This window comes from Pseudomonas sp. Eth.TT006, from assembly GCF_054456575.1.
The window spans coordinates 177,887-201,315 of sequence record NZ_JBTJEN010000006.1; the positions used below are offsets into that span (position 1 = coordinate 177,887).

Sequence of the window (23,429 nt, forward strand, 5' to 3'; positions counted from 1 at the left end):
CATGCACGGCGAATCTCCAATCAAACGTCGCGTTTCGCGCAAGATCTGGGTCGGTAACGTGCCTGTCGGCGGCGATGCGCCTATCGCTGTGCAGAGCATGACCAACAGCGACACCAATGATGTGGCCGCCACCGTGGCCCAGATCAATCGTCTGGAAGCGGCCGGGGTCGACATCGTTCGCGTTTCGGTGCCGGACATGGACGCCGCCGAGGCGTTCGGCAAGATCAAGCAACTGGTCAAGGTGCCGCTGGTTGCCGACATCCACTTCGACTACAAGATTGCTCTGCGCGTCGCCGAACTGGGTGTGGACTGCCTGCGCATCAACCCGGGCAACATCGGTCGCGAAGACCGTGTGCGCGCCGTGGTCGATGCTGCCCGTGACCGCGGGATCCCGATCCGCATCGGTGTCAACGCCGGTTCCCTGGAAAAAGACCTGCAGAAGAAGTACGGCGAGCCGACCCCGGCGGCGCTGGTCGAGTCCGCGCTGCGTCACGTCGAGCACCTTGAACGCCTGAATTTCCAGGACTTCAAGGTCAGCGTGAAAGCCTCCGACGTGTTCATGGCCGTCGAAGCCTACCGTCTGCTGGCGAAGGAAATCGTTCAGCCGCTGCACCTGGGCATCACTGAAGCCGGTGGATTGCGTTCGGGCACAGTGAAATCCGCCGTAGGCCTAGGTATGCTGCTCGCCGAGGGGATTGGCGATACTATCCGCATCTCGCTGGCGGCCGACCCGGTCGAGGAAGTGAAGGTCGGTTACGACATTCTCAAGTCTTTGCATCTGCGTTCCCGTGGCATCAACTTCATCGCCTGCCCGAGCTGCTCGCGGCAGAACTTCGATGTGGTCAAGACCATGAACGAGCTGGAAGGGCGCCTTGAAGACCTGCTGGTGCCGCTGGATGTCGCGGTGATCGGTTGCGTGGTCAACGGCCCCGGCGAAGCCAAGGAAGCCCATATCGGCTTGACCGGCGGCACGCCAAACCTGATTTACATCGACGGCAAGCCGTCGCAGAAACTGACGAATGACAATCTGGTGGACGAGCTGGAAAAGCTGATCCGCGAGAAAGCGGCCGAGAAGGTCGAAGCTGACGCAGCGGTTATCGCACGCGGCTGACCTGACTGAAGCGCCGAACGAATTTAAGGATTTAACGTGAGCAAGTCTCTGCAAGCCATTCGTGGCATGAACGACATCCTGCCCGAACAGACGCCGCTGTGGCGCTATCTCGAAGGCACTGTCGCGCGTCTGCTGGATAACTACGGTTACAAACAGATCCGCATGCCGATCGTCGAATTCACCGAGCTGTTCAAGCGCTCGATCGGTGAAGTGACCGACATCGTCGAAAAAGAGATGTACACCTTCGAAGACCGCAACGGCGACTCCCTGACCCTGCGTCCGGAAGGTACCGCGGCGTGTGTGCGTGCGGTGCTCGAGCACGGCATCACTGGCGGTGGCCAGGTGCAGAAACTCTGGTACATCGGCCCGATGTTCCGCCACGAGCGTCCGCAGAAAGGCCGTTATCGCCAGTTCCACCAGATCGGTCTGGAAGTGTTCAATCTCGACGGTCCGGACATCGACGCCGAGCTGATCATCCTGACCTGGCGCCTGTGGGGCGAGCTGGGGATCCGTGATGCGGTCAAGCTCGAGCTCAACAGCCTGGGCACCAGCGAATCCCGTGGCCGCTATCGTGACGCGCTGGTCGAGTTCCTCTCGGCGCACCACGACAAGCTCGACGAAGACAGCCAGCGTCGCCTGAAAACCAACCCGCTGCGCGTGCTCGACACGAAAAATGCCGACACTCAGGCGGTACTGGTCGATGCGCCGAAAATGGCCGACTACCTGGACGACGAGTCCCGTGCCCACTTCGAAGGTCTGAAGGCGCGTCTGGATGCCGTTGGTATTCCTTACGTGCTCAACCCGAAACTGGTGCGCGGCCTCGACTACTACAGCAAAACCGTATTCGAATGGGTCACCGACAAGCTCGGCGCCCAGGGCACCGTCTGCGCGGGCGGTCGTTACGACGGTCTGGTCGAGCAGATGGGCGGCAAGCCGACCACCGGCGTGGGTTTCGCCATGGGCATCGAACGTCTGGTGTTGATGCTCGAAACCCTGGAGCAGGTCCCGGAAGAAATCTCCCGTCAGGTCGACGTCTATCTCTGCGCCTTTGGCGAGCAGGCCGAACTGGCCGGTCTGGCCTTGGCCGAGCGCGTGCGTGACCAGCTTCCAAACCTGCGCCTGCAAGTCAATGCCGGCGCCGGCAGCTTCAAAAGCCAGTTCAAGAAAGCCGACAAGAGCGGTGCGTTGTACGCACTGATCCTGGGTGACGACGAAATGGCCCAGCAAGTGGTAGGTTTCAAACCCCTGCGTGGCCAGGGCGAACAACAAAGCATTGCCTGGGATGCGCTTGCCGCTCACCTGGCCACCTGCGTCGTGCAGGGTTGAAGCTGTCCAAACAGCCGATTTAGCGATTAAGGAGTATTGGGGTGTCGAGTACCGAAGACGAACAGTTGGCGGATTTGAAGGACTGGTGGACACGCAACGGCAAACCTCTGGTCACCGGCGGCCTGTTGGCGCTGGTCATCGTGTTCGGCTGGCAGGCTTTTCACAAGTATCAGAGCAACCAGTCGCAAGGCGCCTCGGTGCTCTACCAGCAATTGCTGGAAACCACGCTGACCCCGGATGGCAAGCCTGACGCCGCGCGCGTTGCGGATCTGGCCGGCAAGCTCAACAGCGAATTCGGCGGCAGCGCGTACGCACAATACGGCAGCCTGTTCGTGGCCAAAGTGGCAGTCGACAGCGGCAAGCTGGACGACGCCGCGACCGAACTGAAGGCCATCGTTGCCAAACCGGCCAACCCGGCGCTGGGCGAAATCGCCCGTCAGCGTCTGGCGCAGGTGCTGGGCGCGCAGAACAAGGCCGATGAAGCCCTGAAACTGCTCGACGGCGATGCCGACAAGGCGTTCCTGGCCACTCGCGAAGAACTCAAGGGCGACCTGCTGGTACAGCTGGGCCGCACTGACGAAGCGAACGCGGCGTATCAAAAAGCCAAGGCGGCACTGTCGGATGAAGCGGCAGTCGGCGGCCTTCAAATCAAGCTCGACGACCTGGCCAAAGGGGATGCGTGACGTGATCCGTTGGAAGCATGCAGCATTGCTGGCTCTGGCCATTCTGGCCGCGGGTTGCAGCAGCAACAGCAAAAAAGAACTGCCACCGGCCGAGCTGACCGACTTCAAAGAAGAAGTGGTCCTGCAAAAGCAGTGGAGCCGTTCGATCGGTGACGGTCAGGGCGAAACCTACAACATGCTGGTACCGGCGATCGATGGTGACACCATCTACGCAGCCGACGTGACCGGCGTGCTGATGGCCATGGATCGCAGCAATGGCGACGTGAAGTGGAAAAAGGATCTGGAACTGCCTGTCTCCGGCGCCGTGGGCGTGGGTTACGGTCTGGTCACGATCGGTACCCTCAAGGGTGAAATCGTTGCCCTCGACGCCATCAACGGTGAAGAGAAGTGGCGCGCCCGGGTATCCAGCGAAGTCCTCGCGCCACCGGCCAACAACGGTGACGTGGTGGTGGTGCAGACTCAGGACGATCGTCTGATCGGCCTCGACGCTGCCACCGGCAACCGTCGCTGGACCTACGACAGCACCCCTGCGGTACTGACCCTGCGCGGCACCAGCGCGCCAGTCGTGACCAACCGCCTCGCGGTGGCGGGTCTGTCGACCGGTAAAGTGGTTGCCCTGGACATTTCCAACGGCGTGCCGGTGTGGGAGCAACGGGTCGCGATTCCAACCGGTCGTTCGGAACTGGAGCGCGTGGTCGACATCGACGGCGGTCTGCTGCTGTCCGGCGAAACCCTGTACGTCGCCAGCTATCAGGGCCGTGTTGCGGCACTCGATCTGCAGAGCGGTCGTCAACTCTGGCAGCGCGATGCGTCGAGCTACGCCGGTGTTGCTCAAGGTTTCGGCAGTGTTTACGTAAGCCTGTCTTCGGGCACCGTTGAAGGCGTCGACGAGCGTTCCACCACCGCGCTATGGAGCAACGACTCGCTGGCCCGCCGTCAACTGTCGGCACCGGAAGTGTTTTCCAGCTACGTCGCCGTTGGTGACATGGAAGGTTACCTGCACCTGCTGAGCCAGGTGGACGGTCGTTTTGTAGGTCGTGAGCGTATCGACAGTGACGGCCTGCGTGCCCGTCCGCTGGTGGTGGGCAACACGATCTATGTGTATGGCAACAGCGGCAAACTGGAAGCCCTGACCATCAAGTAACAACTATGCTTGGGGTTAACACCCCCAGGCAGCCTCACTTGTGGGAGCGAGCTTGCTCGCGAAGGGCGTCAACGATGACGCGTACAGGCTGAATAAACGCGGTGCTGCTACGGTTTTTCGCGAGCAGGCCCGCTCCCACAGTGTTGCCCCGAGCACCAGCCGCTGCCTCGCAGCGGCTTTTGTATTTTCTGAAATAACGAAGTGGAGAGCCGCATGGTTCCCGTAATCGCCCTGGTGGGCCGACCGAACGTCGGCAAGTCCACCTTGTTCAACCGCCTGACCAGGACGCGCGACGCTATCGTCGGCGACTTGTCCGGTCTGACCCGTGATCGCCAGTACGGTGAGGCCAAATGGCAAGGGCGTTCCTACATTCTGATCGACACCGGCGGTATCTCCGGTGACGAACACGGTATGGACGAAAAAATGGCCGAGCAGTCGCTGCTGGCCATCGAAGAAGCAGATGTGGTGCTGTTCCTGGTAGATGCCAAGGCCGGTTTCACCGCCGCCGACCAGATGATCGCCGAGCACTTGCGCAAGCGTAACAAGCGTTCTCACGTGGTTGCCAACAAGGTCGACAACATCGACCCGGAAATGGCCCGCGCCGAATTCGCCCCGCTGGGCATGGGCCACGCGATCCCGATCGCCGGTGCTCACGGCCGTGGTATCACTCAGTTGCTGGAAGCGGCACTGAGCGAATTCCCGCGTGACGAAGACGAGCCGCAGGAAGGCGAAGAGGAAGAGATCGTCGCCGAAGGCGAGGAAGCCAAGCGCATTCCTGGCCCGAGCGAAAAAGACGGGATCAAGATCGCCATCATCGGCCGCCCGAACGTTGGCAAGTCGACCCTGGTCAACCGCATGCTCGGTGAAGACCGGGTAATCGTCTATGACCAGCCCGGCACCACCCGCGACAGTATTTACATCCCGTTCGAACGTAACGACGAGAAGTACACGCTGATCGACACCGCCGGTGTGCGCAAGCGCGGCAAGATCCACGAAGAAGTCGAAAAATTCTCCGTGGTCAAAACCCTGCAGGCGATCAAAGACGCCAACGTGGTGATCTTCGTGATGGACGCCCGCGAAGGTGTGGTCGATCACGACCTCAACCTGCTGGGCTTCGCGATCGAATCCGGTCGTGCGCTGGTGATCGCGATCAACAAATGGGACGGCATGACGCCAAGCGAGCGCGACTTCGTCAAAGTCGAGCTGCAGCGTCGGTTGTTCTTCGTTGATTACGCCGACATCCACTTTATCTCGGCATTGCACGGTACTGGCGTGGGCAACCTCTACGCTTCGGTGCAGAACTCGTTCAAGTCCGCGGTCACCCGCTGGCCGACCAGCCGTCTGACGCAGATTCTCGAAGACGCGGTCAGCGAACACCAGCCGCCGATGGTCAACAGCCGCCGGATCAAGCTGCGTTACGCTCACCTGGGTGGTGCGAACCCGCCGATCATCGTGATCCACGGTAACCAGATCGAGAAAGTGCCGAAGTCGTACGTGCGCTATCTGGAGAACACTTACCGCCGTGTGCTCAAGCTGGTCGGTACGCCGATCCGCATCGAGTTCAAGGGCGGAGAGAACCCGTACGAAGGCAACAAGAACACACTGACCGACCGCCAGGTCAACAAGAAGCGTCGCTTGATGTCGCACAACAAGAAAGCCAGCAAGAAGCGCCGCGACAAGAAGTAAAAAACAGCTTCAAGCTGTGAGCTGCAAGCTTCAAGTAAAAACAAAGAGGGCTCCGTATGGAGTCCTTTTTTGTGGGCGGTGAATTTAGCTTGGAACTCGTAACTTGCCGCTTGAATCTTGCCGCTTGCCGCTTGAAACTTGCAGCTCACCTGCAAGGGGCTACCGATGATCACCAGTAAGCTGCCGAATGTCGGCATCACTATTTTCACGCAGATGTCTCAGCTCGCGGCGCAGACCGGAGCCATCAACCTGTCCCAGGGTTTTCCTGATTTCGACGGTCCGCAATCCCTGCGTGACGCGGTCGGTCGGCACATCGCCAGCGGCCATAACCAGTATTCGCCCATGACCGGCCTGCCGGCCCTGCGCGAACAGATCGCGGCGAAAATCGCCCGTAGTTATGGGGTGAAGGTCGATGCCGACAGTGAAGTGACGGTGACGCCGGGCGCGACCCAGGCAATCTTCTGCGCGATTCAGGCAGTTATCCACAGTGGCGACGAAGTGATCGTGTTCGATCCGTGCTACGACAGCTACGCGCCAGCCACCGAGTTGGCGGGCGGTCGTTGCGTGCATGTGCAACTGAACCCTAACGATTTCTCCATCGATTTCGACCAGCTCGCCGCGGCCCTGAGTCCGCGCACGAAAATGATCGTCATCAACACCCCGCACAACCCGAGCGGCGCATTGATCAGCCGCGCCGAGCTGGATCAACTGGCGGCGTTGATCCGTGGTCGCGACATCTACCTGATCAGCGATGAAGTCTACGAACATCTGGTATTCGACGGCGTCCCGCACGTCAGCGTGCTGGCCCATGAAGAGCTGTATCAGCGCGCCTTCGTGGTCAGCTCGTTCGGCAAGACCTATCACGTCACCGGCTGGAAGACCGGTTACGTGGTCGCTCCGCCGGCGCTGACCGCCGAGCTGCGCAAGGTGCACCAGTACGTCAGTTTCTGCGGTGTCACGCCGCTGCAATACGCCTTGGCCGATTACATGGCCGAGCATCCGGAGCACGTTGAAGAACTGCCGGGTTTCTATCAGGCCAAGCGCGACCTGTTCTGCGATCTGTTGGCGCAGTCGCGCTTCACCTTCACCCGCGTCACCGGCACCTACTTCCAACTGGTCGATTACTCGCAGATTCGGCCCGACTTGAGCGACGTCGAGATGGCGCTGTGGATGACCCGTGAACACGGCGTGGCGAGCATCCCGGTGTCGGTGTTCTATCAGAATCCACCCGCAGGCCAGCGCCTGGTGCGTCTGTGCTTTGCCAAACGCGAGGAGACGCTGCGCGAGGCAGCGGCAAAACTATGCGTGATCTGAGTGCGTTGCCCGATCTCAATCTGGCGCTGATCCAGACCAGCCTGGCCTGGCATGATCGTCAGGCCAACCTTGAGCACTTCGAGCTGTTGCTGGAGCAGGCCCGAGGCGCAGATCTGATCATCTTGCCGGAGATGTTCACCACCGGCTTCTCCATGGAGTCCGAGACCCTCGCCGAAGCCGAAAACGGCCCGACCAGTAAATGGTTGAGAGCGCAGGCGGCGAAGCTGAATGCGGTGATCACCGGCAGCGTGATCATTCAGGCGGCGGATGGCAGCCATCGCAACCGTTTGTTGTGGGCGCGCCCGGACGGCGAGGTCTGGCATTACGACAAGCGCCACCTGTTCCGCATGGCTGGCGAGCACAATCACTACACCCCCGGCGAGCGTCAGGTGCAGTTCGAACTCAAGGGCTGGCGGATCCGCCCGCTGATTTGCTACGACCTGCGCTTCCCGGTGTGGAGCCGTGATGCCCAGGACACCGATCTGCTGCTGTACACCGCCAACTGGCCGGGCGCGCGGCGCTTGCACTGGAACCGTCTGCTGCCGGCACGGGCCATCGAAAACCTGTGCTATGTGGCGGCGGTGAATCGCATTGGCACCGACGGCAAGGGCTTCGCCTATACCGGTGACAGTCAGGTTCTGGACTTCCAGGGCGAGACGCTGCTGGCAGCGGGGGAGGCGGACGGGGTGTTCAAGGTGGTGCTGGAAGCGGCGCCACTGGCGGCGTATCGCGAGCGTTTTCCGGCGAATCTGGATGCCGATACCTTTGAGTTCACCTGAAAAGCAAAAGATCGCAGCCTGCGGCAGCTCCTACACTGGGACGGCGTACATCCTGTAGGAGCTGCCGAAGGCTGCGATCTTTTGATCTTAAAAAAGGCCCCGGAGTTCGCACTCCGGGGCCTTTTGCATTTCAACGGAGGCTTAAGCCGCTTTCGCCTCAGGCTGGCTCAACGAGCGGTTCAGCGCACTGAACAACGCCTTGAAGCTGGCAGTGGTGATGTTTTCGTCGATGCCGACGCCGTGCACCGCACGCTCACCGTTCACCCGCAGCTCGATGTACGCCGCTGCCTTGGCGTTGGTCCCGGCGCCGATGGCGTGTTCGTTGTAGTCCATGATTTCCACCGGGATCGGCAGGCCGGCCACCAGGGCTTCCAGCGCACCGTTGCCCTTGCCGCGCCAGTGCAGATTGGTTTCGCCCTGACCCTTGCTCGCCACTTCCACTTCGACGGCGCTGTTGCCGTTTTCTTCCTGCAGGCGATGGCTGACCAGCGCGTACGGGGTGTTGGCTTGCAGGTATTCGCTGATCAACAACGAATGGATCTGCTTGGCAGTCATCTCCAGGCCCAGACGATCGGTTTCACGCTGCACGACCTGGCTGAACTCGATCTGCATGCGACGCGGCAGACTGATGCCGTATTCCTGCTCCAGCAGGTAAGCGATACCGCCCTTGCCCGACTGGCTGTTGACGCGGATTACCGCCTCGTAGCTGCGACCGATGTCGGCCGGGTCGATCGGCAGGTACGGCACTTCCCACAGGGTGTCGGGTTTCTGCTGGGCGAAGCCCTTGCGGATCGCGTCCTGGTGCGAGCCGGAGAACGCGGTGTGAACCAGGTCGCCGACGTACGGGTGACGCGGGTGCACCTGAATCTGGTTGCACTCTTCGACGACTTTGCGCACGCCGTCGATGTCGGAGAAGTCCAGCTCAGGGTCGACACCCTGGGTGTACATGTTCAGGGCCACGGTGACCAGGTCGACGTTACCGGTACGCTCGCCGTTGCCGAACAGGCAACCTTCGACGCGATCCGCGCCAGCCATCAGGCCCAGCTCGGTGGCGGCGACGCCGGTGCCACGGTCGTTGTGTGTGTGCAGGCTGATGATCACGCTGTCACGACGGTTGATGTTGCGGCCGAACCATTCGATCTGGTCGGCGTAGACGTTCGGCGTTGCGCATTCAACGGTGGCCGGCAGGTTGAGGATCATCTTGTGCTCAGGCGTCGGGTTCCAGACCTCGATCACCGCGTCACAGACTTCCTTGGCAAACTCCAGCTCGGTGGCGCTGAAGGTTTCCGGCGAATATTCGAAGGTCCACTCGGTGTCCGGCTGCATCGCTGCGTATTTGACGAACAACTTGGCCGCGTTGACCGCGATGGCCTTGATGCCGTCCTTGTCCTGGTTGAAGACGATGCGCCGGAAAGACGGCGAGGTGGCGTTGTACAGGTGCACGATGGCTTTCTTCGCCCCGCGCAGGGATTCGAAAGTGCGCTCGATCAGGTCTTCACGGCCCTGGGTCAGCACCTGAATGGTGGTGTCGTCCGGGATGTGGCCTTCTTCGATCAGGGTGCGCACGAAGTCGAAGTCGGTTTGCGAAGCGGCCGGGAACGAGGCTTCGATTTCCTTCACGCCGACTTGCACCAGCGTTTTCCAGAAGCGCAGCTTTTTCACCGCGTCCATCGGCTCGATCAGCGACTGGTTGCCATCACGCAAGTCGGAGCTGCACCAGATCGGCGCGGCGTCGATGGTTTTCGACGGCCAGGTGCGATCCGGCAAGTTGATGACGGGAAACGCGCGGTATTTCGAAGACGGGTCTTTGAGCATGCTCATCGGGAAATTCCTTATTGTCTGGGCCGAAAAGAGGCGGCCTGCCGGTGGAACAAAAGTTCTTGGAAAAGCGTGGGACGAGGCGCAGCGATTCAGCCCGGCAGTCGTGCGCTGACGAGGCACAGACTGCGGTGCTGGCGAAGCTGAATAAGGGTGTGAGAGGTTTTCATGGCTTCAACCCTAACCGCGAGGGGAAAGGATGGCAAGCAGTCGAAAAAAATTGAGAGGAATACCCGAAAAGCGCGGTTTTGCGAGATTTTATTGTGCTTTTGGTATGCGATCTTTCGGATTTTTGCGCGGGGTTTGATTGGGGCGCAATTGAGGTTTGTAGCAATTCAGTAAATGAATGTGCTTTATAGGCCGCCTTCGCGAGCAAGCTCGCTCCCACAGGTTTCCAGGGTGTACACAAGATTTGTGCACGACGCTGATTACTGTGGGAGCGGGCTTGCTCGCGAAGGGGCCATTAGCCCATCAACTGTCTTAAGGCTGAAACGCGCCAATAAAGATCGCCGGATCCACCCGCGCATCGTTCAGGCTGATGTTCCAGTGCATGTGCGGCCCGGTCGCGCGGCCGGTCGAACCAACTTTGCCGACCACCGCACCTCGGGCCAGTTGATCGCCGACCTTCACATCGATTTTCGACATGTGGCAGAACATGCTGATAAAGCCTTGCCCATGGTCGACGAACACCGTGTTGCCATTGAAGAAGTAGTTGCCGGTCAGAATCACCTTGCCCGCTGCCGGAGTCTTGATCGGCGTACCGGCCGGCACCGCGAAGTCGAGGCCGGCGTGAGGGTTGCGTTCCTCGCCATTAAAGAAGCGGCGGACACCGAACTTGCTCGACAGCGGCCCGTTGACCGGTTTGTCCAGCAGCAGGTTGCTCGGGGTGTTCGGGCTGAAGCTGCGGTACGCCTTGATCTGCTCGGCCAGTTCGCCCTCGATGCGCTTGAGGTTGGCCGGGTTCGGGTTGACCTGCTGGGTGTTTTTCAGGGTGATGTGTTGTTCCGGGTATTTCTTGTTGCCGACCGTGAACGGCAGATTGCGTCCGCCGCTGCTGATCTGCTGGCTGCCGGGTTTGACCGTCAGCGGCACACCGACAATCGCCAGCCAGTTGTTCTGTTCCTTGACCACCAGCACCGGTTTGCCCTGATAGGTGGCTTTCGGCGCTTGCGCGGCGCTGCCCAGATCAACCACTGCGACGCCGCCCGGCACCGGTTTGTTCAGCAGGCGGGTAATGTAGCTGTCGGCATGGGCGTTGAAGGTGGTCAGGCACAGCAACAATAGCGGAGCGAAAAAACGCGGCATGGATCAGTCCAGTAAAGAAAGGGTGACAGGCGTCAGGTGGTTGTCCTCGACGCGCACTTGCAGTTCGCCTTCGCCGAGCCTGGCCTTGAGGCGCTGTCCGGTATGGGTTTGCGCGGCGTTGCGGATCGCATGGCCGCGCTCATCCAACAGAATGCTGTAGCCACGGCCGAGGGTCGCTAGCGGGCTGACCACATGCAGCGTCTGCATCTGACTGTGCAATTGCAGGCGACGGCTTTTCAGGCCTTCACGCATGGCTCGCGGCAAACGCTCGGCAAGGCTGTCCAGGCGCTGACGCAGCATCGCCAGTTGGCGTCCCGGATGTTGCCCGGCGAGGCGGGTTTCCAGACGGATCAGGCGTTCGCGACGGGTATTGAGCTGACGCTCGAAGGCGCGGCGCATGCGCATGTCGAGGTCATCCAGACGCTGAGCCTGCTGACGCAGACGCTCGCCGGGATGACGCAGACGGCGCGCCATACCTTCCAGGCGCAGACGATCGCGCATCAAACGGTCGCGCATGCGCATCACCAGACGACGATGCAGGCTTTCGACCTGACGGATCAGGTGACTCGAATCCGGGGCGAGCAATTCGGCCGCGGCGGAAGGGGTTGGCGCGCGGACGTCGGCGACAAAGTCACTGATCGACACATCGGTTTCATGCCCGACGGCGCTGACGATCGGCGTGACGCAGGCATCGACTGCACGGGCCACGGCTTCTTCGTTGAAGCACCAGAGGTCTTCCAGCGAGCCGCCGCCCCGGGCGAGGATCAATGCGTCAAAGCCACGGGCGTCCGCCAGTTTCAGTGCGCGGACGATCTGCGCCGTGGCTTCGCGGCCTTGCACGGCAGTCGGGATCAGCGTCAGTTGCACCTGCGGCGCCCGGCGGCGGAACACGCTGATGATGTCGCGAATCACCGCGCCAGTCGGCGAACTGATGATGCCAATGCGCTGTGGATGCGCCGGCAGCGGCACTTTGCGCTCGGCACTGAACAGGCCTTCGGCGCTGAGCTTTTCCTTGAGCGCATCGAACGCCAGACGCAGCGCGCCATCGCCGGCCGGTTCCACCGTGTCGAGAATCAGCTGATAGTCGCCACGGCCTTCGAACAGCGAAACCTTGCCGCGGACCTTCACCGCCAGACCGTCCTTCAGCGCCTGCCGCACCCGCGCCGCATTGTTGCGAAACAGCGCGCAACGCACCTGCGCGCCGCTGTCCTTGAGGGTGAAATATACGTGGCCGGACGCCGGACGAGCGAGGTTGGAGATTTCGCCTTCGACCCAGATATTGCTGAACACGTCTTCCAGCAACACCCGCGCACGGCCGTTGAGCTGGCTGACGGTCAGGACTTCACGGTCAAGGCCGAGCCTTGAAAAGGGATCTTTAATCATGGGGCGCAGTTTAAGGGCATTTGCTGATCAATCTCCATGAATCACCACAATTCCCTTGTGGGAGCGGGCTTGCTCGCGAAGGCGCCGTGTCAGTCGCTATCTGAATCGTCTGTCACACCGCTTTCGTGAGCAAGCCCGCTCCCACAGGGGATGTTGGTGAAGGTCTGGATAAAGTGTTGAATCAATGGCGTCGGGTTTTGGCGGTAGGCGAGGGTGACTGTGCTTTGGCAGTCGGCATCGCTCAGCGGCAGGAAACTCACGCCATCGGGCGCAATGTCCTGCATCGATTCGGGCAGCAGGGCGATGCCGAATCCGGCCTGGATCAGTTGCAACTGCGTGGTCTTGCGCGACATCACCCGCGCGGCTTTGGGGAAAAAGCCCTGACGCATGCACAGCTCGGCGCACAGATAGCTGAGCCCGCCACGCTGTGGATGCGGGATCGAGATAAACGCTTCGTCCTTCAATTGTGCCAGTTCGACAGCTGCCGAAGTGGCCAGGCGATGTGCGTTCGGCACCGCCAACAGCAGGCGTTCGGTGAATAACGGCAGCAGTTGAATGCCTTCACGCTGGCGCAACACGGGCAGACGCAACAGGCCAATGTCGAGACGGCCCTCAGCCAGTTCTTCAAGCTGCGCCTCTGAAGACAGCTTGCCGATGTCCAGCGACACGCCATTCTGCTGCTGCAGATACGTGCCTATCCGAGCTAGTAAATGGCCGCTGATCGACACGGTACTGGAATGGCTCAGGCGCAACGTGCCCCGTTGGCCGTTGCCGACTTCGGTCGCCATCGCGCTGGCTTTATTCAATTCATTGAGCAGGTTTCTGGCCCGCGGCAGAAACGCTTCGCCAGCCGCCGTGAGCCGGGGCTGACGTGCGGTGCGTTCGAACAGTGGCGTTTGCAGACGGGTTTCCATGTCCTTGATCTGCCGACTCAGCGCCGACTGCGCGATGAACAGACGTTCCGCGGCGGCACTGAAACTGCCGCATTCGGCGATTTCCACAAAGTAGCGCAGTTGACGGGTTGAGAGCACCTGGTATGCCTTTTCGAGATGAGTGGGCGGCGTTGAACATATTAGTCGCAACGCTTGGCGCTGGCTAAAGTCATCTCAGGCTTATTAAGGAAGCGAATTGATGAGTGTGCTGGGGTTGTTAAGCGAGTGGTCGTGGGGCGCGGGCGGCTGGGCGGTGATCGGTCTGGGCATTGCGCTGGCCTACATCGTTTTCGGCATCGCCGGATTCGGTACGGCGCTGGTAGCCGGGCCGATTCTGATTCTGTTCATGCCGCTGTCGAAAATCGTGCCGTTGCTGGTGCTGCTGGATTTCGTCGCGGCATTCGGCAACCTGCTGCCGTCGCGGCGGGACGTGGCCAAACCGGAGTTGTTGCGGCTGCTGCCGTGCATGGCGCTGGGCTGCACGTTGGGGGTGATTTTCCTGCTCAACCTCAAGTCCGATCTGTTGCTGCTGTTGATGGGGCTGTTCATCAGCGCTTATGCGGTTTACAGCCTGTGGGTGAAGGCGCGGCCAGCGCAATTGTCGGCAGCGTGGGCGGTGCCGATGGGCACGGTAGGTGGATTGTTCGGTGCGCTATTTGGCAGTGGCGGCTTTTTGTATGCGATTTATCTCAACAGTCGGCTGCCCAAGGATGCGGCCCGAGCCACGCAAAGTGCGCTGATCAGTTGCAGCACGGTGGTGCGTTTGAGTCTGTTCGCCGTCGCGGGCGTGTATGCCGAACTACCCTTGTTGATGCTGGCGGTTTGTCTGTTGCCGGCGATGGCGCTGGGGCTGTGGATCGGGCGCCACTTGACCATGCGTATGTCGCGCGAGGCGTTTGTGCGACTGGTGACGTGGCTGGTGCTGGCGAGCGGGGTTGCCTTGATCGGGCGCTACATTATTAGTATGGCGTGAGCACTTGACCGCATTCTGTCAGGGATTAAGCTGCCGGCCTTTAGGGCGCCTTCGCGGGCAAGCCCGCTCCCACAGGGGACTCGGTGGTCACACATGTTGTGTCACCAGAGAACCCTGTGGGAGCGAGCTTGCTCGCGAAGGCGTCAGAAGCCATACCGCAGGACTTTCCATGAACTCGCAAAGCATCATCGTCCCGAAAATCTCCACCCTGCCGGTCCACGAACCCCGGGCGCGGGCGATTGTGCGCTGGCTGGTGCGCAAGAACATCATCAAGGAAGAGCTGAGCACCTGTGGCCGCACCGGCAATCGCATGGCTTACGCAATTGCCGATGGTGCGCGCGCTGTGGTTCTGCATCCGCAAGCGTTGCCATTTGGTGAACCGATCAACGGTCTGGAGATTGTCACCAAGCGCTGCATCTACACCCCGGCCAAAGGCTTTCTCGAAGAAGCCGGGTGCGCCGAGTGCCGCCGTGAAGTCGGCGAAGCGCTGTTCGAAAGCCTGGAAGACTGGATGCCCGGGCGCACCGACAACTTCACTTGCCCGGAATGCGGGCATGAAGACGACATCAACGGCTTCCTGTTTCTGCAGGAATGCGCGTTTTCCAACCTCGGCTTTATCTTCAACAACTGGCTGGAAGCCGGGTTCAAACAGAGCTTTATCGACGAGTTCGCCGATTGGCTCGACCAGCCTGTCAGCTGGGTGAAAGTCGAACTCTGACCACTGTAGGAGCTGCCGCAGGCTGCGATCTTTTGATCTTGCCTGTAAAAACAACATCAAAAGATCGCAGCCTGCGGCAGCTCCTACAGAAAGCAGGGTTTTCCGTACATCAATTAAGCTGAGTTTTACATTGAACAGCAGGGGGTGTCTGACTATAATGGCGCGCTTCCATTTTCCCGCTCGGGAGCCCCCGCGATGCTGCGTATCAGCCAAGAAGCTCTGACATTCGACGACATTCTCCTAGTGCCTGGTTATTCCGAGGTGCTTCCTAACGAAGTCAGTCTCAAGACCCGCCTTACCCGTGGCATCGAACTGAATATTCCTCTGGTTTCTGCTGCAATGGACACCGTGACTGAAGCCCGTCTGGCAATCGCCATGGCTCAGGAAGGTGGCATCGGCATTATCCACAAGAACATGACCATCGAGCAGCAAGCTGCCGAAGTGCGCAAGGTCAAGAAGTTCGAAGCCGGTGTGGTCAAGGATCCCATCACGATCGAGGCTGATGCCACGGTACGTGATCTGTTCGAACTGACCCGTCTGCACAACATTTCCGGCGTTCCGGTACTGCACGATGGCGACCTGGTCGGCATCGTCACCTCCCGTGACGTGCGTTTCGAAAATCGTCTGGAAGCCACTGTCCGTGAAGTGATGACGCCTAAAGAGCGTCTGGTCACGGTCAAGGAAGGCGCCGACAAGAACGACGTACGCGAACTGCTGCACAAGCACCGCATCGAGCGCGTGCTGATCGTCGACGACAAGTTTGCCCTCAAAGGCATGATGACCGTCAACGACATCGAAAAAGCCAAAGCCTATCCGCTGGCCAGCAAGGACGATCAAGGTCGTCTGCGTGTTGGCGCCGCTGTCGGTACCGGTAAAGACACCGGTGACCGCGTTGCTGCGCTGGTCAATGCCGGTGTGGACGTGGTGGTGGTCGACACCGCGCACGGTCACTCCAAAGGCGTGATCGACCGCGTTCGCTGGGTCAAAGAGAACTTCCCTGAAGTGCAGGTGATCGGCGGCAACATCGCCACCGGCGCAGCCGCCAAGGCGCTGGCCGAAGCCGGCGCCGATGCGGTCAAGGTCGGTATCGGCCCTGGCTCGATCTGCACCACGCGTATCGTCGCCGGTGTCGGCGTTCCGCAAATCAGCGCCATCGCCAACGTCGCCGCTGCCCTTGAGGGCACCGGCGTTCCGCTGATCGCGGACGGCGGCATCCGCTTCTCCGGTGACCTGTCCAAGGCCATCGTCGCTGGTGCGTCCTGCGTGATGATGGGCTCGATGTTCGCCGGTACTGAAGAAGCGCCGGGCGAAATCGAACTGTTCCAGGGCCGTTCGTACAAGGCCTATCGCGGCATGGGTTCGCTGGGTGCCATGTCCCAGGCGCAAGGCTCGTCCGACCGTTACTTCCAGGACTCCTCGGCAGGCGCCGAGAAACTGGTTCCGGAAGGTATCGAAGGCCGTGTGCCGTACAAAGGCACCCTGACCGCGATCATCCATCAGCTGATGGGCGGTCTGCGTTCCTCGATGGGGTACACCGGCAGCGCAAACATCGAAGAAATGCGTACCAAGCCTGAGTTCGTGCGGATCACCGGTGCCGGTATGGCCGAATCCCACGTTCACGACGTGCAGATCACCAAGGAAGCGCCAAACTATCGGGTCGGCTGACGCCGACAGCTTTGAGCCACAAGTTATAAGCTGCAAGCGGGGCTGCGTTAGTGCAGCTACCGCGCAGCTTCCGATTACTTGCAGCTTGCAGCTTGAAGCTAGCAACTGCTTTTTGAGTTCTCTCCCATGTCCCTCGACATTCACGCTCACCGCATCCTGATCCTCGACTTCGGTTCGCAATACACCCAACTGATCGCCCGCCGCGTGCGCGAGATCGGTGTGTACTGCGAACTGCACCCGTTCGACATGGACGAGGATGCGATCCGCGAATTCGCGCCTAAAGGCGTCATCCTCGCCGGCGGCCCCGAGTCCGTACACGAAGCCAACAGCCCGCGCTGCCCACAGGCGGTGTTCGATCTGGGCGTGCCGGTGTTCGGCATCTGCTACGGCATGCAGACCATGGCCGAGCAACTGGGCGGCAAGGTTGAAGGTTCCGAGCTGCGTGAATTCGGTTATGCCCGCGTAGACGTGGTCGGCAAGAGCCGCCTGCTCGACGGCATCGAAGATCACATCGACGCCGATGGCCTGTTCGGTCTCGACGTGTGGATGAGCCACGGTGACAAGGTCACCAAGATGCCGGAAGATTTCCACATCCTCGCCAGCACCCCAAGCTGCCCGATCGCCGGCATGTTCAACGACGAGCGCGCTTACTACGGCGTGCAGTTCCACCCGGAAGTGACCCACACCAAGCAGGGCGGTCGCATCCTGTCGCGCTTCGTGCTGGACATCTGCGGCTGTGAAGCCCTGTGGACCCCGTCGAAGATCGCTGAAGACGCCATCGCCAACATCCGCGCCCAGGTCGGCAGCGACAACGTGCTGCTGGGCCTGTCCGGCGGCGTTGACTCCTCGGTGGTTGCCGCGCTGCTGCACAAGGCCATTGGCGATCAGCTGACCTGCGTTTTCGTCGACAACGGCCTGCTGCGCCTGCACGAAGGCGAGCAAGTGATGGCCATGTTCGCCGAGAACATGGGCGTCAAGGTGATCCGCGCCAACGCCGAGGAGCAGTTCCTCAACAACCTGGCCGGCGAAGCTGACCCGGAGAAGAAGCGCAAGATCATCGGCCGCACCTTCATCGACGTGTTCGATGCCGAATCCTGCAAGCTGGACAACATCAAGTACCTGGCTCAGGGCACCATCTACCCGGACGTGATCGAGTCGGCTGGCGCGAAAAGCGGCAAGGCTCACGTGATCAAGTCGCACCACAACGTGGGCGGTCTGCCGGAAGAGATGAACCTGAAACTGGTCGAGCCACTGCGCGAACTGTTCAAGGATGAAGTCCGTCGTCTGGGTCTGGAACTCGGACTGCCGTACGACATGGTCTACCGTCACCCGTTCCCGGGCCCGGGTCTGGGCGTGCGCATCCTCGGCGAGGTGAAGAAGGAATACGCCGACCTGCTGCGTCGTGCCGACCACATCTTCATCGAAGAACTGCGCAAGGCCGACTGGTACCACAAGGTCAGCCAGGCTTTCGTGGTGTTCCAGCCAGTGAAATCGGTTGGCGTGGTCGGCGATGGCCGTCGTTACGCCTGGGTCGTGGCCCTGCGTGCCGTGGAAACCATCGATTTCATGACCGCGCGTTGGGCACACCTGCCTTACGAACTGCTGGAAACCGTATCCGGCCGCATCATCAATGAAATCGAAGGCATTTCCCGCGTCACTTACGACGTGTCGAGCAAGCCGCCGGCGACGATTGAGTGGGAATAACCGTTTCGACTCTCTGAGTCAAAACGCAATCCCCCAAGCTAAAACAAAGCCCCCGATCGCAAGATCGGGGGCTTTTTGCGTTATGCCGTGCTGAACGACTTATACCGGCATTCGTCCCTCCATCTTCATGCCCATGCGGCTCAGTGCCCAGGACAGATCGAGGATGCTGGCGTAGGGCACACGATGCACTTCCGTCCAGGCGGGGCGGTTGATCATGTATTCACCGCCGAAGGTGCGATCGACCGGTGTGCGGGCGATCTGGCCGTCTCTGCCGCGGTGGATCAGTGTCCATTGATCCTCGGTTTTTTCGAAGGTGTACATGCCCTGACGGAACAGCATCTGTTCGAGTTCGGCCGGGGTTCGACTTGACAGCGGCGTCGGCACCTCAAGGCTCATATCCGCGAACAGGGTATTGAAGTTCTCCGTAGTGGTTTCGACCTGAGTGGAGAAACCCCGGCCGACAGTGATCCCGCGATCCGTTTCGATCACCAGTTGCTGCTCTGGCAGCACCTCTTCGATCCGCAAACCGACTCCGCCCTGCATTTCGCTGATGCCCGGCATGCCGCGGAAGGTATTGGTGTTCTCCTGATCGGTCAGCACCAGCCATTTGCCGGCGCCATTCAGGGCCTGGTCCGCTTTCATGATGGTGTGGGTCAGATAGGTCTTTACGGCTTGTTCATGCATGTCGGGCATCGGCGAGCCGGGGAAACGGTAACTGGCCATGCAGTCGGTGGCCTGTACCCGAATACCGTTGCGCTGTGCGGCGCGGATCACTTCCAGCGGCGTGAAGTGCGCCGCGGGATCGCTTTGCATTCTTTGCAGGTAGAATTCGAGATCGCCGGGCATTTCTCCCGTTCTGAAAAATTGATCGAGATCTACCTGATTGAAATCATTGAGCAGACGATGGAAATACAGGGTCTTGACCTTTTGCGCCGCGAAGGTCGGCATGTTCTCGATCAGGAAATGCATGCTGGCAATGCGATCCTGACTCTCACCGATCACCAGGCCCGGTGCTGCCTCGAACACTGTTTGAATCAGTTGCTGGCTCGATTTCGAATCCCGCACGCGTGTCAGGTCGGGGCGCTCCGGTAGTAAACGGCTCAAGTCTTCTTCGGAAAAGAACTGGCGTGCATCCTTCAGCAGGTTCGTGCGCCTGGCGGCGACATATTCGTCAAAGGCGGTCGTTCCCTGCATGTTGCCATCTGGCTGACGAACCATCTTGATGAGGTATTCGCGCCTGCCGAATGCCACTCTTCTGAGGCTTGGTCGGTATGGGGTGTCGTACTGAACGGGTGTGTGGCCCGGACGGGACGCTGGCGTGGTGGGAACCGAGGGAAGGGTTCTCGCTTGTTGCGGCAAAGGCTGCGCCGAGGTTCGCGAAGGGCCGGACGCCTGATTTCGTGAGCGCCCCGGATGGATATTGCCGCCGCCTTTCAGCCCGCCCCGTGGCGTGAGTTCCCATTCACCTCGTTCATTCAAGCGCACGGGCATGGCGCCGGAAAAGGCGTTCGGCTGTTCAGGATCGATGATCGCCCAAGTGCCGCCACCGTTGGGATCGGGCTCGTAGCGCACGTAATAGGCACAGTCGTTGAGCATGATCGCTGTGGACGGGTTTGCCTCGAGTCTATAGATGCCCTGGAATTTCCCGGGTGTCGCCTCTGGAGTCAGAGCGTCCAGCAATTCATTGGCTTGCCAGTTTTGTGGAATGACTGCCTGTCCGGCGTCAGGCAGCGCTGAAGTCAGATCCGACGCCAGCGTGTCCAGGGTGGTTGCAACCGGCGGCCAGCCCTTTGGCGTCATGCCTCTTTCGATCAAGGCTTCTCTCAATTCATCGAGATTGTCGACGGTCAGGGTGTCATGGTCCGGACGCATGGGGATTTCCAGATTGATCCGGCCCTCCGGCGTCGGGCGCAGCACGCTGTCAGCCATGTGTCCCTGGGCATTGCGGTAAACCACCAGCACATTGTTGCGGTAGCGCTGGAAGGTGAACATGCAGGGCTCTGACAGTAACGCATGCAAGTCCTGCGGACTGCGATTGGCCCATACGGTGTCGGACTGCAAACGCCAATCACCCTGGATCAGGCTACGAACTTCGCCGATATTACCTTCTGGCCAAGGTTCGTGAGCAGGGGAGTGAGGGGCATCTACATACTCCATCAACAACCCAGGGTCGGCATCGATTTTCTGTGTCTGTCCAGGGGGGACGTCTTCGATACGCAGACTGGCTGCGCCGGTCTGTTCGCTGATGCCCTGATAGTCGCGGAAGGTGGCCATGTTTTCATGATCCACCAGCGCGACCCAAGGGGCCGGGCCTTTCATTTGCTCATTGGCGACGATGATCTCGCTGGCAAAAAAACTTCTGGCCATGCGGTAGTCCGCTTCCCAGTCGGCGTCCTTGCCGACGTTGAAGGTGGTGGACATGTCGATGGCTTGAACCCGGATCTGTCGGGCATTGGCGGCCTTCACCAGGTTCAGCAGATTGAACCGGCCTTCGGGATCATTACCGCCGATGAAATCCAGGCGTTTCAGGTAATCTTCCAACTCTTGCGGCATCTCTCCGGTGCGAGCAAAAGCGTCCAGATCGAGCTGATTGACATTGGCCAACAGTTTCTGCAAATACAGGGTTTTAACGCCGCGTTGCGCCAATCCCTGCATGTTTTCGATCAGGAACTGTTTGCTGCCGACAGCGCCGGAATTTTCGCCGATCACCAAGCCGGTTTTTTCGGCAAACACGTTGTCCAGCAGGTCGGCAGTGGTTTCAATCGGACTTGTCACAGGAGCTGCCACGCGGGGCAGTGGCGGATTGAGTCGGTAGTAGGCCCTGGCATAAGCGACCAACTGGTCACGGTCATCTTCCTGAGCCAGATCGAACTCGCTCAACTCCTCTGTGAGCTCAGGGGGCAACGCAACAGAGCCGATGCGTAAAGGTTCGGGGGGGTGCACGTCAGACGTGAGCACACTGCGCACATCGACTGAGCCGATGGTCACGATTCTTCGGTACTGCGCGCGTCTGTCCGGCCCGCCAAGTGCCCAGGCTCGCATCTCGGCGTCTTCAATCCCCGCAGTGTGCAAGCCCGGCCGGCGTGTCCATTCTTCCACCACGGGTTTGCCAGCGGTACTGGAAGATGACGCAAGCATGCCCCCCCTCAATCCCAGGCGCGGAGCAACTTCCCAGCGTCCGGCAACGTTCAGGCGAACCGGAATCGTCCCGGAGTACGCGTGAGGATTGGCCGGATCGATAATTACCCAACGGCCATGACCATTGATGTCGGACTCATAGCGGACGTAATAAGCATCGCCATTGAGCTTGATCGCTGACGACGGATTCGATTCGAGCTGGTAAATACCTTTGAATTTTCCCGGTGCGTTGTTCAGCCAGCTGTCCTTCAGCACCAGGTCAATTTTGAACGACTCAGGCACTGCGGCCTTCGCTGGCTGGTTGATCGAAGGTTCAAGCACTGTTCCGGTTGGCGACGCGGAGGGCTTGGCGCGTGAGGCGGATGCGGCGGACTGTTTCAGATCAGCCATTTCACTCGCTTCGGCAAGCTCGACTTCCGGGCCGATCTCCTGCAGCGAGCCCGGCCCCTTGAGCACCGCCAGATTGAACAACACATCAATACCGGCCAGAACCGCGCCGAGGATGCCGGCTTTGCGCTCGCCAGCCGTTTTGCCGTTGACCGCCTGATCAATGTTCAGGCCCATGCTGGCAATGCTGGCGCCGATCACCGGCAAGGCCACCGGCCAGCCGACAACGGCCATCGGTGCGAGAAGCCTCACCCCGGCGCTGAGATAGCCGATCCACAGTTTTTTGCGTATGTCGCCATTGGCGGTCAGTGACAGTTCGGCTTCGGCGAACATTGCGCTTTTGGTCGAGCCGCGCAGCCAAGTGAAAGCGTCGCCGTCGATGAGCCTGTCGGTCTGATTGATCAGATGATGATCGTACTGACCCCAGGTCTTGACGAGACGGTTCATCAGGTCGGTGATACCGGCGGTAATGGTTTGCCGGTCCGCCAGGGAAAAATGCGTCATGAAGGCCTGGCGCGCATCTTCCTTGTTCATCCGCTGCAGGACCCAGTAGTGCAGGTCTGTCGCTGTTTCCAATACCTGGAACGCGTCGGCCTCTCCTGGCAGATAAAGGATGTGTCGGCCCATCGGGGCGATGAAGCGCAGAATGTTGTTGGCTCTGTAGCCGGCGATGTCCAGCACCCGGAGACGGTCGCTGCCGGTGTGTTCCGTCTGCAGCGACGCCAGGCTGACGGGCCAGGTGATGGGGCCAATCGTCGCCTCGGTGACGAAACGGAAATCCTCATCGCTCAACTGGCGTTTGTCTCGTGCCTGCACCGCACTGAGCAGAAAATTGCACTTGGCGAGGGTGCGAAAGTCGCCGCCGGAGTCGCGCCAGAACGCTGTCAGCGTCTGGTCGTACAGGGCACTGAAGTCGGTGCTCCAGAAGCTTTTCAGCACATCGTTGCCGTGCAGGCGTATTTCGTTGGTTTCATTGAACGTGCGCGTCTCGGGCCCGACCGAATAGAAGCCGGCGTAGACATCCAGCAGGTCGGCGTTGTCCTGGTCATTAGTGCGAAAACGCTGGATGACCAGTTGGGTCAGGGTCATCGACGATGTGGGTGTGGCATGGACATGCTCCCAGCCGGTAAAGCTCTTCGAGCTGCTCTGCGCCGCCTCGAAGCGATGGAAATAAATGTGGTCGGGGTCGTGGCCGGTGATGCCCTGTTTTATCAACAGATCACTGGCGACCTGGTGCGCGCAGTCCTGCAGGCTCGGGCAGGTTTGAATGATGCGGGTGGCAATTGCCCTGAGTGCGGCTTTGTCGCCGGCATTGGGCAGCGAGTGGTTTTCGCGGGTGGTCATGTCTTCTCGGTCCTTGAGA

The 23,429-nt window shown here is 60.3% G+C and carries 16 protein-coding genes; 11 read left to right on the forward strand and 5 right to left on the reverse strand.

Annotation, left to right across the window (positions count from 1 at the left end; translation table 11 throughout):
• The first annotated feature begins 1 nt into the window (after position 1).
• The 7 genes from ispG (at position 2) to ACXR0M_RS12165 (ending at position 8,043) form a co-directional block, all read left to right on the forward strand.
• The gene (gene ispG, locus ACXR0M_RS12135) at positions 2 to 1,111 is read left to right on the forward strand and encodes a flavodoxin-dependent (E)-4-hydroxy-3-methylbut-2-enyl-diphosphate synthase (protein WP_025109215.1); all 1,110 of its coding nucleotides are present in this window, start codon (positions 2 to 4) and stop codon (positions 1,109 to 1,111) included.
• A 36-nt stretch (positions 1,112 to 1,147) separates the two neighbouring features.
• On the forward strand, positions 1,148 to 2,437 hold the full coding sequence (gene hisS / locus ACXR0M_RS12140) for a histidine--tRNA ligase (RefSeq protein ID WP_458832094.1): 1,290 nt from the start codon (positions 1,148 to 1,150) through the stop codon (positions 2,435 to 2,437).
• Positions 2,438 to 2,478: 41 nt separating this feature from the next.
• Positions 2,479 to 3,120 carry a YfgM family protein gene (locus tag ACXR0M_RS12145; RefSeq protein WP_458832095.1) on the forward strand — a complete coding sequence of 214 codons (642 nt, stop codon included), beginning with the start codon at positions 2,479 to 2,481 and terminating at the stop codon, positions 3,118 to 3,120.
• The gene (gene bamB, locus ACXR0M_RS12150) at positions 3,113 to 4,264 is read left to right on the forward strand and encodes an outer membrane protein assembly factor BamB (protein ID WP_458832096.1); all 1,152 of its coding nucleotides are present in this window, start codon (positions 3,113 to 3,115) and stop codon (positions 4,262 to 4,264) included. The genes ACXR0M_RS12145 and bamB overlap by 8 nt, the downstream gene beginning before the upstream one ends.
• Before the next feature lie 213 nt (positions 4,265 to 4,477).
• Complete coding sequence (gene der, locus ACXR0M_RS12155; RefSeq protein ID WP_458832097.1) at positions 4,478 to 5,950, forward strand: ribosome biogenesis GTPase Der; 1,473 nt, start codon at positions 4,478 to 4,480, stop codon at positions 5,948 to 5,950.
• 165 nt (positions 5,951 to 6,115) lie between these two features.
• Complete coding sequence (locus ACXR0M_RS12160) at positions 6,116 to 7,264, forward strand: pyridoxal phosphate-dependent aminotransferase (protein WP_458832098.1); 1,149 nt, start codon at positions 6,116 to 6,118, stop codon at positions 7,262 to 7,264.
• Positions 7,252 to 8,043: an amidohydrolase gene (locus ACXR0M_RS12165; RefSeq protein ID WP_458832099.1), complete on the forward strand. Its 792-nt coding sequence runs from the start codon at positions 7,252 to 7,254 to the stop codon at positions 8,041 to 8,043. The genes ACXR0M_RS12160 and ACXR0M_RS12165 overlap by 13 nt, the downstream gene beginning before the upstream one ends.
• 141 nt (positions 8,044 to 8,184) lie before the next feature.
• Here ACXR0M_RS12165 and leuA read toward each other — a convergent pair whose 3' ends face one another.
• The 4 genes from leuA to ACXR0M_RS12185 all read right to left on the reverse strand — a co-directional run bounded on the left by leuA (position 8,185) and on the right by ACXR0M_RS12185 (position 13,580).
• A complete protein-coding gene (gene leuA / locus ACXR0M_RS12170; protein WP_027612129.1) occupies positions 8,185 to 9,864 on the reverse strand; it encodes a 2-isopropylmalate synthase in 1,680 nt (559 codons plus the stop codon).
• A 477-nt stretch (positions 9,865 to 10,341) separates the two neighbouring features.
• Positions 10,342 to 11,166 (reverse strand): peptidoglycan DD-metalloendopeptidase family protein, encoded by an 825-nt coding sequence (locus tag ACXR0M_RS12175; RefSeq protein ID WP_007964447.1) that lies wholly within the window; start codon positions 11,164 to 11,166, stop codon positions 10,342 to 10,344.
• A gap of 3 nt (positions 11,167 to 11,169) precedes the next feature.
• On the reverse strand, positions 11,170 to 12,549 hold the full coding sequence (xseA, locus tag ACXR0M_RS12180; RefSeq protein ID WP_458832100.1) for an exodeoxyribonuclease VII large subunit: 1,380 nt from the start codon (positions 12,547 to 12,549) through the stop codon (positions 11,170 to 11,172).
• A gap of 89 nt (positions 12,550 to 12,638) precedes the next feature.
• Positions 12,639 to 13,580: a LysR family transcriptional regulator gene (locus tag ACXR0M_RS12185; RefSeq protein WP_458832101.1), complete on the reverse strand. Its 942-nt coding sequence runs from the start codon at positions 13,578 to 13,580 to the stop codon at positions 12,639 to 12,641.
• A 100-nt stretch (positions 13,581 to 13,680) separates the two neighbouring features.
• On the opposite strand from ACXR0M_RS12185, the gene ACXR0M_RS12190 reads away from it, so the two are divergent.
• From ACXR0M_RS12190 to guaA, 4 genes are all read left to right on the forward strand, one after another.
• Positions 13,681 to 14,454 (forward strand): sulfite exporter TauE/SafE family protein, encoded by a 774-nt coding sequence (locus ACXR0M_RS12190; RefSeq protein WP_458832102.1) that lies wholly within the window; start codon positions 13,681 to 13,683, stop codon positions 14,452 to 14,454.
• 169 nt (positions 14,455 to 14,623) lie between these two features.
• Complete coding sequence (locus ACXR0M_RS12195) at positions 14,624 to 15,172, forward strand: sugar ABC transporter ATPase (protein ID WP_458832103.1); 549 nt, start codon at positions 14,624 to 14,626, stop codon at positions 15,170 to 15,172.
• Between the two features lie 195 nt (positions 15,173 to 15,367).
• Entirely contained in the window at positions 15,368 to 16,837 is a 1,470-nt protein-coding gene (gene guaB, locus ACXR0M_RS12200) for an IMP dehydrogenase (protein ID WP_458832104.1), read from the forward strand.
• Between the two features lie 126 nt (positions 16,838 to 16,963).
• Positions 16,964 to 18,541, forward strand: a complete 1,578-nt coding sequence (gene guaA, locus ACXR0M_RS12205; protein WP_458832105.1) for a glutamine-hydrolyzing GMP synthase — start codon at positions 16,964 to 16,966, stop codon at positions 18,539 to 18,541.
• Between the two features lie 99 nt (positions 18,542 to 18,640).
• On the opposite strand, the gene ACXR0M_RS12210 is transcribed toward guaA, so the two are convergent.
• A complete protein-coding gene (locus ACXR0M_RS12210) occupies positions 18,641 to 23,410 on the reverse strand; it encodes a dermonecrotic toxin domain-containing protein (RefSeq protein ID WP_458832106.1) in 4,770 nt (1,589 codons plus the stop codon).
• Positions 23,411 to 23,429: the final 19 nt, after the last annotated feature.

Bases quoted from the DNA above. Each gene is read 5' to 3' on its own strand.
- ispG (WP_025109215.1), top strand. From the start codon at position 2: ATGCACGGCGAATCTCCAATCAAACGTCGCGTTTCGCGCAAGATCTGG.
- bamB (WP_458832096.1), top strand. From the start codon at position 3,113: ATGCGTGACGTGATCCGTTGGAAGCATGCAGCATTGCTGGCTCTGGCC.
- der (WP_458832097.1), top strand. From the start codon at position 4,478: ATGGTTCCCGTAATCGCCCTGGTGGGCCGACCGAACGTCGGCAAGTCC.
- ACXR0M_RS12160 (WP_458832098.1), top strand. From the start codon at position 6,116: ATGATCACCAGTAAGCTGCCGAATGTCGGCATCACTATTTTCACGCAG.
- ACXR0M_RS12165 (WP_458832099.1), top strand. From the start codon at position 7,252: ATGCGTGATCTGAGTGCGTTGCCCGATCTCAATCTGGCGCTGATCCAG.
- leuA (WP_027612129.1), bottom strand. From the start codon at position 9,864: ATGAGCATGCTCAAAGACCCGTCTTCGAAATACCGCGCGTTTCCCGTC.
- ACXR0M_RS12175 (WP_007964447.1), bottom strand. From the start codon at position 11,166: ATGCCGCGTTTTTTCGCTCCGCTATTGTTGCTGTGCCTGACCACCTTC.
- xseA (WP_458832100.1), bottom strand. From the start codon at position 12,549: ATGATTAAAGATCCCTTTTCAAGGCTCGGCCTTGACCGTGAAGTCCTG.
- ACXR0M_RS12190 (WP_458832102.1), top strand. From the start codon at position 13,681: ATGAGTGTGCTGGGGTTGTTAAGCGAGTGGTCGTGGGGCGCGGGCGGC.
- ACXR0M_RS12195 (WP_458832103.1), top strand. From the start codon at position 14,624: ATGAACTCGCAAAGCATCATCGTCCCGAAAATCTCCACCCTGCCGGTC.
- guaB (WP_458832104.1), top strand. From the start codon at position 15,368: ATGCTGCGTATCAGCCAAGAAGCTCTGACATTCGACGACATTCTCCTA.
- guaA (WP_458832105.1), top strand. From the start codon at position 16,964: ATGTCCCTCGACATTCACGCTCACCGCATCCTGATCCTCGACTTCGGT.
- ACXR0M_RS12210 (WP_458832106.1), bottom strand. From the start codon at position 23,410: ATGACCACCCGCGAAAACCACTCGCTGCCCAATGCCGGCGACAAAGCC.